The following is a 17217-nucleotide window of genomic DNA, read 5'->3' on the forward strand; positions in this document are numbered from 1 at the left end:
AGCGTTAACTGCCTAGTTCGCGCTCGAGCGCCGATACCAACCCATGGGGCGTTGGTGAGTAGAGCACCCGCTGCAGTATCTTCCCCTCGCGGTTGACCAAAAACAGCGAGGCGCTGTGGTCGATGGTATAGGCCATGGCCGACTCCGGCGCCTCGACCCGTCGCCAAATCACACCATAGCGCCCGGCCACCTCGTTGAGCTGCGCCTGGCTACCCACCAAACCAATGAACTCTTCGCCGAAAAACTGCATGTACTCGCGCATGCGGGGCAGCGTATCGCGTTCTGGATCGACGGTAATCATGACAGGCACCACTCGCTCACGCTGGGCATCGCTCAATTGTGCCAGCGCTTGGCGCTTGACCGCCTGATTCATGGGGCAGACATCGGGGCAGTAGGTATAGCCGAAAGAGACGATGGCAATCTCGTCGTTGCCGAGCTGATCCAGGGAGAAATCGCCTTGCGTCGACGGCATGGCAATGGGCCCGCCTGTTGGTTCGTCGGGATCCTCCCCTGCGCGTAGTTGGTACAGGCCAACGCTTGCCACGACCAGCAGAAGAGCCATGAGGGCGATACCTAGCCAAAGCGGCTTGCGAATTGCCATGCGCTAACTCCTTGTCACATCGAAATCGAACCAGCTGCCTAGCTTACCGTCCGGGGTTTCCAAGATCACTCGCGCCCGCCATGGCATCACGGCTTGCGTGCACACCCCCACTTGTCCCTGGCCGTGGAAGTGCCCCGGCGCGGTGGCGGTGAGGGCGAAGCGGTTGAGACCCATATCCATGTCGCGACCTACGAAATCGACCGTCACATGGCGAGGGCTAACGCCCTCTACCTCGACATCCAGCGGCAGCACTTCAAGTGCCTCGATACGCCCATCGGCATCGATGGTCAGTGTCAGTTCACCTTTATCGCCCAGCGTTGCCGAACAGGGCGCTCTATGCAAGTTGCATTCGCCATTGGGGGTGAACCACACGATATCGCGATCATCGCGCAGCCAGTTAGCAAAGACGTACCACGTGCACGCGGCCAGCGCGATGCCCGTCACTAGAATAAGCACTTTCAGCGCTGGAAAACCCGTCACCTCGACAGGTTTAAGCAAATTCTTCATGGCAGAATAGTCGCTACGCAGGCCATAAGGCGTGTCATTTGTGTCAGGGTATGCAAATCATGGTAACAGCTATCCTGCAGATGTCTCTGTGCTGGGATGTCGCACTTGATAAGGAATGACAATGGAGAGCATTACCGGGGCACTAGGGCCCCTGTTTTTACTGATTTTATTGGGGGCAGGCTTAGGGTATGCCCGCTGGCCTACTATGGATTTTTGGGCGCAGATGGAGCGGCTGATCTATTTCGTGCTGTTCCCCGCCATGCTGGTAGGCACGCTGGCCACGGCCGATGTGAGCCAAGTGCCCGTCGGCCGATTGGCGCTGGCGCTGCTGGGAGCGATGGCGCTGTTTGGCATGCTGTTGTGGCATGGACGTAGCTGGTTAAGGCTCGGCCCGGCGGCGTTTACCTCCGTGTTTCAAGGCGCCGTGCGTTTCAACACCTACGTAGGCGTGGCGGGAGCGGCCGCGCTGCATGGTTCGCTAGGCGCCACCACGGCAGCGGTAGCCGTGGCGCTAATGGTGCCCGTGGTAAACGTCATGTGCGTCGCCAGTTTCGTGGCGGCGGGCACTCTAGGCAGGGCAAGTCTGGGCAAGAGCGCACTGGCATTGGCGAAAAATCCGCTTATTTTGGCGTGTCTGGCCGGTATTGGGCTAAACCTTAGCGGTGTTGGTCTGCCAGGTTGGAGCGAAGCAACCGTCTCGTTGCTGGGCCGCGCAGCGCTGCCGCTGGGCCTAGTGGCAGTGGGGGTGGCACTTCGACCCATGGCGCTGCTGCGCCTCGACCGCGGTGTGATGGCGACCAATACGATCAAGCTGCTGCTCATGCCCGCTTTCGTGCTGTCGTTAGCCTGGCTGCTGGGGCTCGACCCCGTCAGCCGAGACGTCGCACTGCTGTTTGCCGCCCTGCCCACGGCAACCTCGGCGTATATTCTGGCCCGTCAACTTGGCGGCGATGCGGAATTGATGGCCGCCATCATTACCGGACAAACGCTGCTCGCTATGCTGACGTTGCCGTTGTGGCTCCAGCTCATCAGTTGATTTAAAAATAAATAAAAAGTATTCGCATTTGTGTTGACGGGGTAAATGAGAATGATTATATTGTGATGGTCAGCGTTTGATGAGACGCTGGCAACCACGACAGAAACCGCCAGTTTCCTGTCATGGTTTCTCCCTCTCATTGCTAGTCACGGTCTTTTGCCGCTCCTTTGGAGCGGCTTTCTTTTTTTGATGGGTAGGGCTTTTGTACGAGTTCGTCGCGGCGGCAGACGCAGGGCCGCGCGTGGCCTGCTGCCAATCGAACGTCAGGCTTCCCGGCGGTAGATCAAGTCCCACACGCCGTGGCCGAGCTTTTCGCCGCGCGCTTCGAACTTGGTGAGCGGGCGGAAGGCCGGACGCGGCACGTAAGGTGCGGTCTCGGGCGTTGCGGTGTTGACGTAGCCAGGGGCGGCGTCCATCACTTCCGCCATCCACTCGGCGTAGGCTTCCCAGTCGGTGGCCATGTGGAACGTGCCCCCGGGCTTGAGGCGCGTGCGAATCAGCTCCACGAAGGCGGGCTGGACGATGCGCCGTTTGTGATGCTTCTTCTTCGGCCACGGGTCGGGGAAGAAGAGCTGCAAGGTAGTCAACGAGCCTTCGGGTAGGCACTGCTCCAGCACGGCCAGGGCGTCTTCACGGTAAACCCGTAGGTTGGTCAGGCCGCGTTTGTCGGCTTCGTCGAGCAGTTTGCCAACGCCAGGGGCGTGCACTTCGATGCCGATAAAGTCGGTATCCGGGTGGGTTTCGGCCTGCTCGATCAGCGAGTTACCCATGCCAAAGCCAATTTCCACCACGCGAGGGGCTTGGCGGCCGAAGAGGGCGTCTAACTCCTGGCGGCCATCGGCAATGGTCAGCCCCAGGCGCGGCCATACCTCTTCAAGTCCGCGGCTTTGGGCCTGGGTCATGCGTCCGGCGCGAATCACATAGCTTTTAATGCCGCGACGGTGCAGCGGTGCGTCGGCACTTTCGGGGCCAGTGGTGTTGCTCTCGGGCGCGGTATCGTTCGTATCAGTCATGGTGTCTCTGTATCAGCCGTTGATGCGGCCTGCAAAAGGCGAAGAGGGGTCGGCGCTTTGGCGGCGCGGCATGCGGCCCGCCAAAAACGCATCGCGGCCAGCCTCGACGGCGAGCTTCATGGCGTTGGCCATGCGCAGCGGGTCGCGTGCATGGGCGATGGCGCTGTTGAGCAGCACGCCGTCGCAGCCAAGCTCCATGGCCATGGCCGCATCGGACGCCGTGCCAATGCCGGCATCCACCAGCACCGGCACGCGGCTCTGCTCGACGATCAGGCGCACGTTATGTGGGTTTTGAATGCCATGGCCCGAGCCAATCAGTGAGCCCAGCGGCATGATGGCGCAGCAGCCCATGGCTTCCAGCTCGCGTGCAACGATCGGGTCATCACTGGTGTACACCATCACGTCGAAACCGTCGGCCAGCAGCGTTTCTGCCGCTTTGAGTGTCTCGACCACGTTGGGGTAGAGGGTATGATCATCGCCCAACACTTCCAACTTCACCAGGTTGTGGCCATCCAGCAGTTCGCGGGCCAGGCGGCAGGTACGCACGGCATCTTTGGCGTTGTAGCAGCCCGCGGTATTGGGCAGCAGGGTGTACTGCTTGGGCGAGATGACGTCCAGTAGGTTTGGGGCATCGGCATCTTGGCCAAGATTGGTGCGGCGCACGGCAAAGGTGACGATCTCGGCACTGCTCTGGGCAATGGCAGCACCGGTTTCGGTAAAGTCTTTGTATTTGCCGGTGCCTACGAGCAGGCGAGAGCGAAAATCACGTCCGGCAATGGTGAACGGTGTATCGGTCAGTTGCGTCATAGCGATTCCTTGAAAAAGCATCGGCAGCTAGCCGCCGCCAATGGCGTGGACCACTTCGATCTGGTCGCCTGCGGCCAGCGGGGTCGCGGCCAGTTGGCTTTTGGGCACGATCTGTTCGTTGATTTCGACAGCGATCCGCCGCCCGCCGAGGCCCAGCTGCTCGACCAAATCGGCAGCGGTCAGGCCCGCAGTCATGGCGTAGGGTTCGCCGTTGAGCGTAAGCTGTATCGACTCATGGGGGGTAGACATAAACAATAAGCACCCTGGTGGATGAGGCAAAACGGCCTCTATTGTAGCGGTTTCACCCCGTGCAAGGTATGCAACGGGGTGAATATCTCGATGATTAACAGTGCGGCACGTGGCCGCTAACATGCGTGAAAAGGAGCAGGGCGTGCAGCGAACCGACAAACTGTGGTGGTGTGTGGTGGCGCTATCGGGGGCCGTCATAGTGATGCTGGGGGCCTATGCCGCCCACGGTCTGGCGGCCCGCACCAGCGCCGCCATGGTGGATATCGTGGAAACCGGGGTGCGCTACCAAGCGTGGCACACGCTGGCCATGCTGGCGGTGCTTGCGTGGCGCAGCCACCGCCCGCTCCCCGGTCAGCAGGTCGTCCTCGCCTTATGGGCATTAGGTGTACTGGCCTTTGCTGGTTCGCTCTACCTGATGGCGCTGGTCGGGTTAAACGTGGGGATCGTGACACCCATCGGCGGGCTTCTACTGATGGCCGGTTGGTTGGCCCTGGGGGTCACGGCGCTCCTTAGCCGCACTTAATCGACGTTAGCCCAGCAGCATGCGCAGCGGCATCCACACGCCCATACCGATCATCACTAGGTTCTCGGTGAGTGACACAAAGCCAAGCGGAACGTTGCTGTTGCCACCCACACAGGCGCACTTGAGTTCGCGCTTGTCGATGTACACCGCTTTGAACACTGATACCGCGCCTACGGTGCCGACGAACAGCGCCAGCGGCGCGGCCACCCATATCAGCGTGCCTGCCAGCATCAATAGCCCGGCGGCGGTCTCGGCGTAAGGGTAAACGTAGCTATAGGGCACGTAGCGCTGGGCGAGCAGGTCGTAGTTGAGGAACATGGTGCTAAAACTCTCGATATCCTGCAGCTTTTGCAGGCCCAGCAGCACCATCGCAGTCGCCACGGCAAACTCCGGCATGCGCGCCGTCAACAGCGTGCCCTGTATCGCCCAGCTCATCGCCACGCCTATCAATAGGGCGACGGCAAAAATGGCCAGGACCGGGCGGTAGGTAGTCTCTTTGGCGCTGGGAACGCTCATCCCCAGGTGGTCGCGCAGCTCTTCGTAGCCGCCGATCCGCTCCCCGTCGATATAGACCTGCGGCGTCGTATCGACGTGCTCCTGCTCCTTGAACGCGTCGATCTCCTCGCGGGACGTGAGCGTGTGATCGTCCACCGTGTAGCCTTTGCGTTTGAGTAAATCAACGGTTTTCAAACCAAACGGACACAGATGCTCGGCGGTTTTCATCCGATATACCTGAGCGTTGGGGTGGGTCGTTGCTGCCATGATCAGCCTCCTTGTCGTCTTGCGGTCAACGTCCAACTTCAAGCATAGAACCCGGTGCCGCCCATAGGTCAAATGGGAGAGGATGGCGGTTGCCTGGGTCTTGACTTGCAGGTAGCCCCTAGGTTGTAAGCTATACAAACAGAGTGTCATAGGAGAGCCATATGAAACGACATACCACGGCGCTGCTAGTATCCGGTGCTTTGATGTTCGGTGCAGCCACGGCCCATGCCGCGCTGCCCGATGAGGCGACGCTGTATAAGAACCCGCAATGCGGCTGTTGCGATGAGTATGCGCGTCACCTGGAAGCGTTGGGTATAGACGTCACCATTATCGATGACGTCGAGCTGGGTGAGATCAAGCAGCAGGCAGGCGTGCCTTACGGCATGGGCGCCTGTCACACCATCGAGATAGGTAACTACTGGATCGAAGGGCACGTGCCCTTGGAAGCGGTCGAAGCGCTGTTCGAACAGCAGCCCGAGGTGGATGGTATTGGTTTGGCCGGTATGCCGATAGGCACTCCGGGCATGCCTGGGCCGCAGAGTGAGCCTTACCACGTCTACACGTTTAGCGACCACAACGCCCAGCCGTTCATGACGCTGTAAACGAAGAGGCACCGTTGTGTTGGGTAAACGCCTGCGCGGGAGTGGGCTTGCCAAAGTAGTAGCCCTGATACACATGGCAGCCCAGGCGAGCCAGGACGGTGGCTTGGTCGACGGTTTCTACGCCTTCGGCCACGACATCCAGACCTAGGCTCTCGGCCAGCGCGATGATAGTGGCGGCAATCGGCGTTGCCTGCATATCCAGGGTCAAATCCCTGACGAAGGCAATGTCGATTTTGAGCGTGTTCAGCGGCAGCGATTTCAGATACGCCAGCGACGAATAGCCTGTTCCAAAGTCGTCCAGCGCGAAGCGAATTCCCAACTGCCGCAGGCGCAGCATTTTATCGATGGTGCCTTCTGGGTCGCTCATCAGCAGCGACTCAGTTAGCTCTAGTGTCAAGCGTTCAGGTGGTGCGCCGGTCGACGTTAGAGTGCTCATGACCTGCTCGACAAAAGTGGGTTGCTGGAATTGACGCACGCTAACGTTGAGCGAGAGCTTCAAGCGGCTCAGACGTGGATCGTGCTGCCATTCGCCAAGCAGTCGGCAGCCCGCTTCGAGCACCCAAGCCCCTAAAGGAAGTATCAGCCCGGTTTGTTCGGCGATGGGAATGAAACGGCCGGGTGATATCATCCCCCGCTCCGGGTGTTGCCAGCGCAGGAGGGCTTCGGCGCCAATGACCTCATGCTCCCCATTCACCTGCGCCTGTAGATGAAGGCTGAGGGCGCCGCGCTCGATCGCTAGGCGCAATTCGCGCTCCAGGGTGATGTCCTCCTCCAGTTTTTGCTCCAGTGCGGAGCAGAAACGCTTGGGTTCGCCGTCTCGCTGGCGCTTGGCTTCCAGTAGTGCGAGCCCGGCGCGTTTGAACAACTGCCCAACGCTCTCGATCTCACGAGGGCAAAAGATCAGCGTGCCTGTGTTGATTTTGCATGGGTGGGTGTGACCGTGCAGTTGATAGTCAGCCGTCAACAATGCCAGTACTCGCTCGATGTATTGATGGGCGAGCCGTTCTGCAGCGGTGTGCTCGGTGGCTGCGAGGGATGCGAAAAGCGCAAACTCATTGCCGTCCAGCCGGGCTGCATAAATGTGATCGTCGGCTTGCTGTAAACGGCGGCCTAGCTGCCGCAAAAGCTCGTCGCCAATATCTTGTCCCATGCTGTCGTTCAACACCTTGAATCGGTTGAGATCCAGCAGTGCGAACACGGAGTAGCCCCCTTTCGTTAAGGGGCTTTTCAAATGAGTGGAGAGATGCTCTTGAAGGGCCAGCCGGTTCGGCAAACCGGTCAATATGTCGTGGTAGGCCAAGTAGCGGATACGCTGCTGCGCGTTCTGCTCGTCGGTGCGGTCACTGAACAGGGCCACGTAATCTCTGTCTTTGCTGTTGGCATAGTTCACTCGGCTGATGCTGATCCACGCAGGATATTCGTCGCCATTGGAGCGCAGTGCCGTCACCATGCCGCTCCACTCACCTTGTGACACCAGTGCGCGCTGTATGGTGGGCGTCAGTGCTTGGCTCTCTTTGGCGTAAGGCACCTGAGTGATATCCGCATCGATGAGCTGGGCTTGGGTCATCCCGGTTAATTGCTCAAAGGCGTTATTACACAGCCGGATGCGGGCGCCATCGTCAAACAGCACCACGCCATCTTGCAGTGCGGCGATCACCTCCAGCAGCCGCTGCTGGGTCATATAGCCGTGGCGCTCGCTGTCTTGTAGGCGGCGCTGAATTTTGATCGCCATCAACGTAAGCAATGCCGCAAAGACGGCAGTGCCGCTGATGACATAAATGAGCCAGTGCGAGGTCTCTATTGGGGCTTGGCCGATGGCGCCATCCGGCACGAACCAGGCGGCCTGCATGGCCACGTAGTGCATGCCGCTCACCGCAACCGAGATGCATAGGGCAGATACGAAAGCATACCGCTGATAGTGAGTTTTGCCGTTATCCAGGCGGCATAGGCGGTACGCGTAAGCGCTCAAGACGCCTAGCCCAATGGCTACCACCAGCGAGGCGAGGAATAGGTCCAGGGCGTAGAACAGCGTTGCCGGCATGCGCATAGCGGCCATGCCGCTATAGTGCATGACGCCGATGCCTAGCCCTAGGCTCGTGCCCGCTCTGATCAGCGTGTCGTGTGGGAGTCTCTCTCGGCAGAGCAGCGTCATGGCCACCAGACTGCCGACGATGGCTGGCAGAACGGAGAGGAGCGTCAATAAAGGGCTATGGCTGACGTGGAAGTCCAAGCGATAAGCGTGCATGCCGACGAAATGCATGCTCCAAACGCCAGTGCCCATGACGCTAGCGCCAGCGATAAGCCACGTGCGTCGCCACAAAGTTGATGACGTACTGCCCACCAGGCGAATGATTTCCAGGCTAGCAAACGAGGCGGCCAAGGCGACTAACCACGATAAAACGACCAGCGGGATATCGTGTTTTCCCTGCAGAGCACTCAGCGCCTGCGGTTCCAATAACAGGTTGGGCAGTATCATGGGTAAGTCGCCGTGTGGCAGTGGCATACGTACAGTACTTTATAATGTTTATTAATGTCTTGCTCTTAAAATCGGGGGAGGTTTGAACGCTCTGCGGTCGGAAGGCTATCGATACTGTGAGAAAGATGCGTTGATCTACAGGACGCCCCTGGGGCTGGCGAGTGCGTCTGGCGTATCAACATCGAATACCACCCCGGCATCGTCCACGTCATGGGTACGGTAGTGTGAAGCATGTTGCCGAATCAAAGACGCTGCCCCTGACTCGCCGTCGATGCCTGCCAGGGCTGGCCAAAAATCCCGCCCAAACAGTACCGGATGTCCAGGTTGGCCGCGGAAGCATGGCCGCCAGATGGTGTCTCGGGTGATGCACTGCTGCAGCGTCAGTAGCGTTTCGGGCTGAAAGCGAGGCATATCGCCTAGCAGCACCGCGACGGCCTGAGCGTCTTTTAGGCGACAATCACGACTCAACGCCGCCACCGCTTCGGCAAGGCTCGCACCCAAACCCAGTGGCGCCCGATGCAGTCGAATCAGCGGCGTACTCGGCGCCAAGCCGAGCTGAAGCACGTCGTCTTCCTCTCGAATCGCAACCCTGACCTGGATAAACGCCTGCTCAATGCGTGCCACCGTCGTGGCCAACAGCGTTCTGCCATCGGCAAGACACGCTTGGCGCTTATCGGCGTCGCCATAGCGCCGTGAGTAACCTGCTGCCATCACGAGCGCGACGACGTGATGAGCGCTCGCCGCGCACTGCCCGTTTTGCCGAGTATGTTCAATCACCTGCCGATCCCGCCGTTGTATCCATGTCGTCTCCTGTCCTGAGTCGTCTTGCTAGCCTAGCGCGGGTCGCTGCGTTACGTTAGGTCGCCGCCGCTGATTTATGACTATGCTGAAGGGCGAGACCGTCGATAAGCAACCGCAATGATCAGGGAAGGCACCGAGTTATGAACGCTCAACCTAGCGCTGAACAGCGCCGCGATCAGGCACCGCAAGAAGTGCCGCGCTCAACCGTGACGCTGGTGGTGAATGGCACCCAGCACACCTTAACGCTCGATAACCGCACCACGCTGCTGGATACCCTGCGGGAACATCTAGCGCTCACCGGCTCCAAAAAAGGCTGCGACCACGGCCAGTGTGGTGCCTGCACCGTGTCGGTGAATGGCGAACGCATCAACGCGTGTCTTACTTTGGCAGTGATGCACGAAGGTGACGAGATCACCACCATCGAAGGCGTGGGCACGGTAGAGCAGCTAGACCCCATGCAGCAGGCGTTCGTGGATAACGATGCCTTTCAATGCGGCTACTGCACGCCGGGGCAGATCTGTTCGGCCAACGCCGTATTGCAGGAGATCGCCGCCAATATTCCCAGCCATGTCACGGCGGATCTCACCGCGCCTATCGAGATCACCGATGCCGAGATTCGCGAGCGGATGTCGGGCAACCTCTGCCGCTGCGGCGCTTACGCCAACATCCTCAAGGCCATTACCCAGGTTGCCAAGGAGCGCGCATGAGAGCCTTTTCCTACGAGCGGGCGGCTAGCCCCGCCGAAGCAGCGGCCCGCGCGGCCGAGGTGCCGGGCGCGAAATTTATTGCTGGCGGCACCAACCTGCTGGATTTGATGAAGCACGAGATTGAAACCCCGCTGCACTTAATTGACGTGCGCGGCACCGGTTTAAACGCCATTACGGCTACGGAAGAGGGCGGCCTGCGGGTAGGGGCGATGGTCAGCAACAGCACCCTGGCGGCCGACCCACGCGTGCGCGAAGCCTATGGCGTGTTGAGCCGGGCGCTGGTGGCGGGGGCGTCTGGCCAGCTGCGCAACAAAGCCACCACCGGCGGCAACCTGCTGCAGCGCACGCGCTGCCCCTACTTTTACGACACCGCCATGCCCTGCAATAAGCGCTCACCGGGCGCTGGCTGCGCGGCGCTGGGAAAAGGCGCGAACACCCGGCATCTGGGCGTGATTGGTACGTCCGATGCGTGCATTGCCACACACCCCTCCGATATGGCCGTGGCCCTACAAGCGCTGGATGCTCGCGTGGAAACCGTCACCCCCGAGGGCGAGACTCGCAGCCTGACGCTGGATGCGTTCTATCCGCTGCCTGGCGACACTCCCGAGGTGGAAAGCACGCTGGCTAAAGGCGAGATGATTACCGGGGTGGTGCTGCCCGCGCCGATGGAAGGGCGCCATGCCTATTTCAAGGTGCGCGACCGCTCTTCGTACGCCTTTGCGCTGGTCTCGGTGGCACTGATTCACGCGCCGGACGGCACGGGGCGAGTGGCGCTAGGCGGTGTGGCCCCCCGGCCCTGGCGTTGCGATGCGGCAGACGCCGCGCTGCCCCAGGGCGTAGCAGCGGTGATGGCCAAACTGCTGGACGGTGCTCGCCCCACCGACGAGAACGCCTACAAGCTGACCCTGGCAGAGCGAACGCTCGCCGCGCTGCTGGCCGAGGAGTAACCGATGGATTTCAATCAATCGACCGACGATAACCTGTTCGATCACGCCCGTATCGTTGGTAAGCCCCATGCACGCATCGATGGCGCGCTTAAAGTGACCGGCCAAGCGCCCTATGCCTACGAGCGCCATGACGTAGCGGCCCACCAGCTGGTGGGCTATCCGCTGTGCGCCACGATTGCCAAAGGGCGCATTACCCATATGGATGCCACGGCCGCCCGCGCCGCACCTGGGGTGGCAGCGGTGGTGACCACGTTGGAGGTCGAACCGCTGGCGAAGGCCAAAAGTAACAAGGCGCGTCTATTTGGTGGCGATACGGTGGCTCACTATCATCAAGCGATTGCGGTGGTGGTGGCCGACACCCTAGAGCAGGCGAGAAGCGCCGCCGCACTGATCGAGGTGCGCTACCAAGACGAGCAAGGCGTGTTTGATTTAGACGCCGCCTGGGATCAGCAAACACCCGACGAGCCAATTTCTGACGTGGGCGATGTGGATGAGGCCTTTAAAAACGCTGCGGTAACGCTGGATGAAGTCTATCGCACCGCCTCCCAAAGCCACGCAATGATGGAGCCCCACGCCTCCATCGTGGATTGGTCGGATGGCGGGCAAATGACGGTCTGGACCTCCAATCAGATGATTGCCTGGACCCGCGAAGCGCTGGCCACCACCTTGGCAATCGACCCCGAGACCATTCGCCTAGAGAGCCCCTACGTGGGCGGTGGCTTCGGCGGCAAGCTCTGGCTGCGAGCAGATACCGTACTGGCCGCGCTGGGTTCGCGGGCGGTTGGTCGGCCGGTCAAGCTGGCGCTACCGCGCCCGCTGGTGTTCAACAACGCCACCCACCGCTCTGGCACTGTCCAGCGCCTGCGTATCGCTGCCGATACCGACGGCCGGATCACCGCCTTCGACCACTCGGCGTTCTCCCATACGCTGCCCGGCGGCAGTGGCGAGAATCCGGTCAACCAAACCCGCGCCTTTTACGCCGGTGCAAACCGCCGCGTGGCCCACACGGCCATCGAGATGGACTTGCCTGAGTCGGCGGATATGCGCGCCCCCGGCGAAGCCTCTGGCCTTGCCGCGCTGGAAATCGCCATGGACGAAATGGCCGAGAAGCTGGGCATGGACCCGGTAGAATTTCGCATCCTCAACGATACTCAGGTCGACCCGGAAGACCCCAGTAAACCGTTTAGCGACCGCCACTACGTGGAGTGCCTGCAAAAAGGGGCCGAGGCGTTTGGCTGGGAGGCGCGCAACCGCACCCCAGGCGGCCAGCGGGAAGGGCAGTCGCTGATCGGCCACGGCGTGGCAGGGGCTTATCGCGGCGCGCCCACTATGGATTCCGGCGCTCGGGTGCGTTTGCAGGCTGGGCGTTTGGTGGTGGAAACCGATATGACCGATATCGGCACCGGCTCGTACACGATTATTGCCCAAACCGCCGCAGAAGCCATGGGGTTGACGCTAGATGACGTGGAGGTGCGGCTGGGCAACAGCGACTACCCGGTCTCGTCGGGTTCCGGTGGGCAGTTCGGTGCAGCCAGCGCGACCGCCGGTGTGTACGCGGCCTGCCTGAAGCTACAAGAGGAGATTGCCCAGCGCCTTGGTATGAACTCGCCGCGGTTTGAACAGGGCATGGTGATCGCAGGCACCACCGAGGTGGCGCTTGCGGAGGTGGCCGACGGCGAAGAGCTGGTCGCAGAAGACACCATCCACTTTGGCGACTTCAAAGACACGCTGCAAATCGGCACCTTCGCGGCGCACTTTGTTGAAGTGGCCGTACACGCCCATACCGGCGAAATCCGCGTGCGCCGTATGCTGGCGGTGTGTGACGCAGGGCGCATTCTCAACCCGGTCACGGCGCGCAGCCAGGTGATTGGGGGGATGACCATGGGCGTGGGCAGTGCCTTGATGGAGGGACTCACCCCCGATGTGGAGCGCGGCTTTTTCGTCAACCACGACCTCGCCAGTTACGAGGTGGCGGTGCATGCGGACATTCCCGAGCAGGAGGTGATTTTTTTGGACACCACCGACGCCGCCTCGACGCCGCTCAAAGCCAAGGGCGTGGGGGAGCTGGGCATCTGTGGCGTGGCGGCGGCCGTGGCGAATGCGATCTATAACGCCACCGGCATCCGCGTACGAGACTACCCGATGACGCTGGGTCGACTGATTGACCAGCTCCCCAAAGTGAGTTGAGCGCGTTAAGGCGTGAACGACCGCGCTGTTTGGCAGCCTAGGGTTTATCCGGCAGCGCATAGCTAGCGGTGACATGCACCACGGGGCGCGTGTCATCACTGGCGGAAAAGATTTGCACTTCGCCCACCGCCAAGCGTCGGCCCAGCTTGATTAGCTTGGCGTGGGCGATGATGTCGTGGTCACCGGAGGCTGCGCGTAAAAAGTGACAGTTTAAATCGCTGGTTACGGCCATCGCTTCGGGGCCTATTTGGGCCAGTATCGCCACGTACAGCGCTACATCCGCAAAGCCCATCATGGTGGGGCCGGAAACGCGAGGGCCAGGGCGCAGATGCTCATGGCCAATGCTTAGGCGCATGGTGGCGCACATCTCTCCAACGCTCACTATCTTACCCATACGCTGGGGAAAGACCTCATCCAGGAAGTGCTCAATCTGCTCGGCGGTCATCACGGTCATTGTTGTTATTCCTCGCTATTTTTCTTATAGGCACGGGCCTGATGCTGTAGGCAGGTCGTAGAAAGGGGGGCTACCAGCAGCGCCACTTTGCTTTGACGTCAACGTAAGCCAGCATAAATAAAAAAGCCCCAAGGCGCGAGCCTTGGGGCTGTGGGCTATTAAGCGATAGGGCTTACTTAGCCTTGTGTACCTGACGCCATGCGTGCAGGAGCGGCTCGGTGTAGCCAGACGGCTGTACGCGGCCCTTGAACACCAGGTCAGAGGCAGCTTTGAACGCGGTAGAGCCTTCAAAGTCGGCGCTCATGGCGGTGTAAGTGGGGTCGCCAGCGTTCTGCTCATCAACCACTTTCGCCATGCGCTTGAGGGTTTCCTCAACGCGGGGCGCATCGACGATGCCATGGTGCAGCCAGTTGGCAATGTGCTGGCTGGAGATACGCAGCGTGGCGCGGTCTTCCATCAGGCCAACGTTGTGAATATCCGGCACCTTGGAGCAGCCGACACCGTGTTCCACCCAGCGCACCACGTAACCCAGAATGCCCTGGCAGTTGTTATCCAGCTCTTGCTGAATCTCTTCCTCTGACCAGTTGGCGTTTTCGGCCACAGGTACGCTCAGCAGGTCGTCTAAGAAGTCAGGCTCGCCTTGGGCTTCCAGCTCGCGCTGAACGTCAGCAACGTTCACCTGATGGTAGTGCAGGGCGTGCAGGGCAGCGGCTGTGGGGGAAGGTACCCACGCAGTGTTGGCACCTGCTTTCGGGTGGCCAATCTTCTGCTCCAGCATGCTGTGCATCAGGTCCGGCATGGCCCACATGCCTTTACCAATCTGGGCGCGGCCACGCAGGCCACAGGCCAAACCAACCTGCACGTTGTTCTTCTCGTAGGCGGTGATCCAGGCGGCGCTCTTCATATCGCCTTTGCGAACCATCGGGCCTGCTTCCATGGCGGTGTGCATCTCATCACCGGTGCGATCCAGGAAGCCGGTGTTGATGAAGACCACGCGCGAGGTCGCTTCGGCAATACACGCTTTGAGGTTCACCGTGGTGCGACGCTCTTCGTCCATGATGCCCATTTTCAGGGTGTCACGGCTCATGCCCAGGATGTCTTCGACGCGGCCAAACAGTTCGTTGGCGAAGGCGACTTCTTTCGGGCCGTGCATCTTCGGCTTGACGATATACACCGAGCCTGCGCGGGAGTTGCGCGGCTGGTCGGCGTCTTTCTTCAGGTCGTGCAGGGCCAGCAGCGAGGTGACCACCGCGTCCAGAATGCCTTCCGGCAGTTCGTTGCCGTTTTCGTCCAGCACCGCAGGCGTGGTCATCAGGTGGCCCACGTTGCGCACGAACATCAGCGAACGGCCCGGCAGTGTGACGGTGTTACCGTCAGTGGTTTGCCAAGTGCGGTCGGCGTGCAGCTTACGGGTGAAGGTTTTGCCGCCTTTTTCGATGGTCTCTTCCAGGTCGCCCTTCATCAGGCCGAGCCAGTTGCTGTACACACCGACTTTATCTTCAGAATCCACCGCCGCGACGGAGTCTTCGCAGTCCATGATGGCGGTCAGCGCGGCTTCAACCACGACGTCTTTGACGTGCGCCGGATCGGTCTTACCGATGGGGTGGTTGGCATCGACCTGGATCTCCAGGTGCAGACCGTTGTTGGCCAGCAGAATCGAATCGGGCGCAGAGGCGTCGCCGTTAAAGCCAATCAGTTTGCCAGCGTCTTTTAGGCCGGTTTCACGGCCGCCTTCCAGACTGACGACCAAGTGGCCGTCGCGGATGGCGTACTTCACGGCATCCCGGTGAGAGCCAGTGGCCAGCGGGGCGGCACGGTCCAGGACGCCACGGGCGTAAGCGATGACTTTTTCGCCGCGTTTTGGGTTGAAGCTGGTGCCTTTTTCCGCGCCGTCCTCTTCGGAGATGGCGTCGGTGCCATAAAGCGCGTCGTACAGGCTGCCCCAGCGGGCATTGGCCGCGTTCAGAGCGTAACGCGCATTGCTCACCGGTACCACCAACTGCGGGCCTGCTTGTGTGGCGACTTCGCGATCGACGTTGGCCGTGGTGGCTTTGACGCTGTTTGGTGCGTCCACCAAGTAGCCAGCCTCCTTGAGGAAGCTACGGTAGGCGGGCATGTCGCTGACCGGGCCGGGGTTTTCACGGTGCCAAGCGTCCAGCTTCTCTTGCAGCGTGTCGCGCTCTTCGAGCAGTTGGCGGTTTTTTGGGGTCAAATCGTGGAACAGGGCATCGACACCGGCCCAGAAGGCGCTTTCGTCGACGCCGGTGCCCGGCAGAGCCTGCTCGTTGATGAAACGATCTAGGTCGGCTGCCACCTGTAAACGGTGACGCGTGATACGCTCGCTCATGGGGTTCTCCTGTGAAGGTGCCCGTGGTGGGTTGAAGTGCCACGGTCAGGGTGAATGGTGATTTATGGAAAATACTTCCACACCTGCGTTGGCATGTAAACAGCGTAGACCCTAAAGCGGTAAAATGCTCGACCAAATGATAAGAGCGGGCGGCACCGCCGCTGTTATTTTGTGCTGTTACTCAGCCCATGGAAGTGTGGTGTTCACGGAGAGACGTCAATGCATAATTTCCAGCACTTGGAAGACCTGTTCCGGCAGGCGCAAGGGGAGTCGTCGCTCTCCCGCTTGACGCCAGGCGACGCGCTAACGGACGCTGTGCATGACTACTTTCGCCACTACGGTCTGGAGGCGCTGCTCAACGACACTAGCGAAGTGCATGCCGGATTTGTCGATACCGGACGGTTCGCGCTGTGGTGCCAAGTGTGGAGCCCACCCAAGCCCACCGGCACCGCGTTCGTGATTCATGGCTATTTCGATCACCTGGGCCTGTACCGCCACCTGCTCAGTTGCCTGCTGGCCAAAGGCTGGCGCGTGGTGCTGTGGGATTTACCCGGCCACGGCCTTTCCAGCGGCCCCCGGGCGGAAATCGAAGACTTCGATGATTACCAGCACTGCCTAGCGCACCTGCAAAAGACGCTGCAAACGCTCAACATGGCACCCACACCGTGGCTGGGCGTGGGGCAAAGCACCGGCGCGGCGATTTTAGCCACCGATGCGCTCACCCGCCGAGAAGCCGCCCATTGGGCCGGTATCGTGCTGCTGGCACCGCTGGTGCGCCCTTGGCGCTGGAGCCAAGCCAGCTGGCTGCATTTGATCGCCAGCCCCTTTGTCAAAGAGCTGCCGCGCAAGTACCGCCCCAACTCCACCGATGAAGCGTTCACCGCCTTTCTACGCGACCAGGATCCGCTACAGCCCGAGCGCTTGAGCGTGGCCTGGATCACGGCCATGCGCCGCTGGATGCCGCGCCTCTTGGCGCTCGAACCCAATCCGTTGCCTACCCTGATTCTGCAGGGCGAACAGGACCTCACCGTGGATTGGGAGTGGAACCTGACCATTTTGGCGGAGAAATTCCCCAATGCAGAGGTTCATCGTCATCCGGAAGCGCGGCACCATTTGGTGAACGAAGCAGAGCCGATTCGTCAACAGCTGTTTGAAGCGCTCGACCATTTCGTCGAGAACGTGCATTGACCCCAACGAA

17 protein-coding genes are annotated in these 17217 nt (G+C 60.6%); 7 read left to right on the forward strand and 10 right to left on the reverse strand.

Going from position 1 to position 17217, the window contains the following annotated elements; all coding sequences use genetic code 11:
• Positions 1–4 precede the first annotated feature (4 nt).
• Positions 5–601, reverse strand: coding sequence for an SCO family protein (locus tag MHM37_RS05710; RefSeq protein ID WP_139526030.1), 597 nt, complete (start codon positions 599–601; stop codon positions 5–7).
• Positions 602–604: 3 nt separating this feature from the next.
• On the reverse strand, positions 605–1108 hold the full coding sequence (locus MHM37_RS05715; protein WP_139526029.1) for a hypothetical protein: 504 nt from the start codon (positions 1106–1108) through the stop codon (positions 605–607).
• A 121-nt stretch (positions 1109–1229) separates the two neighbouring features.
• Between MHM37_RS05715 and MHM37_RS05720 the strand changes: the two genes are divergently transcribed.
• Positions 1230–2144 carry an AEC family transporter gene (locus MHM37_RS05720; RefSeq protein ID WP_139526028.1) on the forward strand — a complete coding sequence of 305 codons (915 nt, stop codon included), beginning with the start codon at positions 1230–1232 and terminating at the stop codon, positions 2142–2144.
• A gap of 263 nt (positions 2145–2407) precedes the next feature.
• Here MHM37_RS05720 and trmB read toward each other — a convergent pair whose 3' ends face one another.
• From trmB to thiS, 3 genes are read right to left on the reverse strand one after another with little or no spacing between them, the layout of a single operon-like run.
• The gene (gene trmB, locus MHM37_RS05725) at positions 2408–3157 is read right to left on the reverse strand and encodes a tRNA (guanosine(46)-N7)-methyltransferase TrmB (RefSeq protein WP_139526027.1); all 750 of its coding nucleotides are present in this window, start codon (positions 3155–3157) and stop codon (positions 2408–2410) included.
• A 12-nt stretch (positions 3158–3169) separates the two neighbouring features.
• Positions 3170–3964, reverse strand: coding sequence for a thiazole synthase (locus tag MHM37_RS05730; protein ID WP_239296288.1), 795 nt, complete (start codon positions 3962–3964; stop codon positions 3170–3172).
• 27 nt (positions 3965–3991) lie between these two features.
• On the reverse strand, positions 3992–4213 hold the full coding sequence (gene thiS, locus MHM37_RS05735; protein WP_239296287.1) for a sulfur carrier protein ThiS: 222 nt from the start codon (positions 4211–4213) through the stop codon (positions 3992–3994).
• A gap of 142 nt (positions 4214–4355) precedes the next feature.
• Here thiS and MHM37_RS05740 point away from each other — a divergent pair, with 142 nt between their 5' ends.
• Positions 4356–4736, forward strand: coding sequence for a DUF423 domain-containing protein (locus tag MHM37_RS05740; protein ID WP_239296286.1), 381 nt, complete (start codon positions 4356–4358; stop codon positions 4734–4736).
• 6 nt (positions 4737–4742) lie between these two features.
• Here MHM37_RS05740 and MHM37_RS05745 read toward each other — a convergent pair whose 3' ends face one another.
• A complete protein-coding gene (locus MHM37_RS05745; protein WP_219862217.1) occupies positions 4743–5498 on the reverse strand; it encodes a glutaredoxin in 756 nt (251 codons plus the stop codon).
• Positions 5499–5659: 161 nt separating this feature from the next.
• Here MHM37_RS05745 and MHM37_RS05750 point away from each other — a divergent pair, with 161 nt between their 5' ends.
• Positions 5660–6100, forward strand: a complete 441-nt coding sequence (locus tag MHM37_RS05750; RefSeq protein WP_139526023.1) for a DUF411 domain-containing protein — start codon at positions 5660–5662, stop codon at positions 6098–6100.
• Here MHM37_RS05750 and MHM37_RS05755 read toward each other — a convergent pair.
• Together MHM37_RS05755 and MHM37_RS05760 are read right to left on the reverse strand one after the other, a co-directional pair.
• Complete coding sequence (locus MHM37_RS05755) at positions 6087–8603, reverse strand: EAL domain-containing protein (protein ID WP_239296285.1); 2517 nt, start codon at positions 8601–8603, stop codon at positions 6087–6089. The two genes, MHM37_RS05750 and MHM37_RS05755, sit on opposite strands and share 14 nt — an antisense overlap.
• Positions 8604–8711: 108 nt before the next feature.
• Complete coding sequence (locus MHM37_RS05760; RefSeq protein WP_239296284.1) at positions 8712–9353, reverse strand: nucleotidyltransferase family protein; 642 nt, start codon at positions 9351–9353, stop codon at positions 8712–8714.
• Between the two features lie 164 nt (positions 9354–9517).
• On the opposite strand from MHM37_RS05760, the gene MHM37_RS05765 reads away from it, so the two are divergent.
• The 3 genes from MHM37_RS05765 to paoC are packed head-to-tail and all read left to right on the forward strand — an operon-like array spanning position 9518 to position 13218.
• Positions 9518–10084 carry a 2Fe-2S iron-sulfur cluster-binding protein gene (locus MHM37_RS05765; RefSeq protein WP_239296283.1) on the forward strand — a complete coding sequence of 189 codons (567 nt, stop codon included), beginning with the start codon at positions 9518–9520 and terminating at the stop codon, positions 10082–10084.
• The gene (locus tag MHM37_RS05770; protein ID WP_239296282.1) at positions 10081–11031 is read left to right on the forward strand and encodes a xanthine dehydrogenase family protein subunit M; all 951 of its coding nucleotides are present in this window, start codon (positions 10081–10083) and stop codon (positions 11029–11031) included. The genes MHM37_RS05765 and MHM37_RS05770 overlap by 4 nt, the downstream gene beginning before the upstream one ends.
• 3 nt (positions 11032–11034) lie before the next feature.
• On the forward strand, positions 11035–13218 hold the full coding sequence (paoC, locus tag MHM37_RS05775; protein ID WP_239296281.1) for an aldehyde oxidoreductase molybdenum-binding subunit PaoC: 2184 nt from the start codon (positions 11035–11037) through the stop codon (positions 13216–13218).
• Positions 13219–13255: 37 nt separating this feature from the next.
• On the opposite strand, the gene MHM37_RS05780 is transcribed toward paoC, so the two are convergent.
• Positions 13256–13672 (reverse strand): PaaI family thioesterase, encoded by a 417-nt coding sequence (locus MHM37_RS05780; protein ID WP_239296280.1) that lies wholly within the window; start codon positions 13670–13672, stop codon positions 13256–13258.
• Positions 13673–13844: 172 nt separating this feature from the next.
• Positions 13845–16019, reverse strand: a complete 2175-nt coding sequence (locus MHM37_RS05785; protein WP_239296279.1) for a malate synthase G — start codon at positions 16017–16019, stop codon at positions 13845–13847.
• A 219-nt stretch (positions 16020–16238) separates the two neighbouring features.
• Here MHM37_RS05785 and MHM37_RS05790 point away from each other — a divergent pair, with 219 nt between their 5' ends.
• Positions 16239–17207 (forward strand): alpha/beta hydrolase, encoded by a 969-nt coding sequence (locus tag MHM37_RS05790; protein ID WP_153843513.1) that lies wholly within the window; start codon positions 16239–16241, stop codon positions 17205–17207.
• Positions 17208–17217 lie beyond the last annotated feature (10 nt).

It is taken from the genome of Halomonas sp. MMH1-48 (assembly GCF_022348105.1).
In the GTDB taxonomy this organism is placed as follows: domain Bacteria; phylum Pseudomonadota; class Gammaproteobacteria; order Pseudomonadales; family Halomonadaceae; genus Vreelandella; species Vreelandella piezotolerans.

Bases quoted from the DNA above. Each gene is read 5' to 3' on its own strand.
- MHM37_RS05710 (WP_139526030.1), bottom strand. From the start codon at position 601: ATGGCAATTCGCAAGCCGCTTTGGCTAGGTATCGCCCTCATGGCTCTT.
- MHM37_RS05715 (WP_139526029.1), bottom strand. From the start codon at position 1,108: ATGAAGAATTTGCTTAAACCTGTCGAGGTGACGGGTTTTCCAGCGCTG.
- MHM37_RS05720 (WP_139526028.1), top strand. From the start codon at position 1,230: ATGGAGAGCATTACCGGGGCACTAGGGCCCCTGTTTTTACTGATTTTA.
- trmB (WP_139526027.1), bottom strand. From the start codon at position 3,157: ATGACTGATACGAACGATACCGCGCCCGAGAGCAACACCACTGGCCCC.
- MHM37_RS05730 (WP_239296288.1), bottom strand. From the start codon at position 3,964: ATGACGCAACTGACCGATACACCGTTCACCATTGCCGGACGTGATTTT.
- thiS (WP_239296287.1), bottom strand. From the start codon at position 4,213: ATGTCTACCCCCCATGAGTCGATACAGCTTACGCTCAACGGCGAACCC.
- MHM37_RS05745 (WP_219862217.1), bottom strand. From the start codon at position 5,498: ATGGCAGCAACGACCCACCCCAACGCTCAGGTATATCGGATGAAAACC.
- MHM37_RS05750 (WP_139526023.1), top strand. From the start codon at position 5,660: ATGAAACGACATACCACGGCGCTGCTAGTATCCGGTGCTTTGATGTTC.
- MHM37_RS05755 (WP_239296285.1), bottom strand. From the start codon at position 8,603: ATGCCACTGCCACACGGCGACTTACCCATGATACTGCCCAACCTGTTA.
- MHM37_RS05765 (WP_239296283.1), top strand. From the start codon at position 9,518: ATGAACGCTCAACCTAGCGCTGAACAGCGCCGCGATCAGGCACCGCAA.
- MHM37_RS05770 (WP_239296282.1), top strand. From the start codon at position 10,081: ATGAGAGCCTTTTCCTACGAGCGGGCGGCTAGCCCCGCCGAAGCAGCG.
- paoC (WP_239296281.1), top strand. From the start codon at position 11,035: ATGGATTTCAATCAATCGACCGACGATAACCTGTTCGATCACGCCCGT.
- MHM37_RS05780 (WP_239296280.1), bottom strand. From the start codon at position 13,672: ATGACCGTGATGACCGCCGAGCAGATTGAGCACTTCCTGGATGAGGTC.
- MHM37_RS05785 (WP_239296279.1), bottom strand. From the start codon at position 16,019: ATGAGCGAGCGTATCACGCGTCACCGTTTACAGGTGGCAGCCGACCTA.
- MHM37_RS05790 (WP_153843513.1), top strand. From the start codon at position 16,239: ATGCATAATTTCCAGCACTTGGAAGACCTGTTCCGGCAGGCGCAAGGG.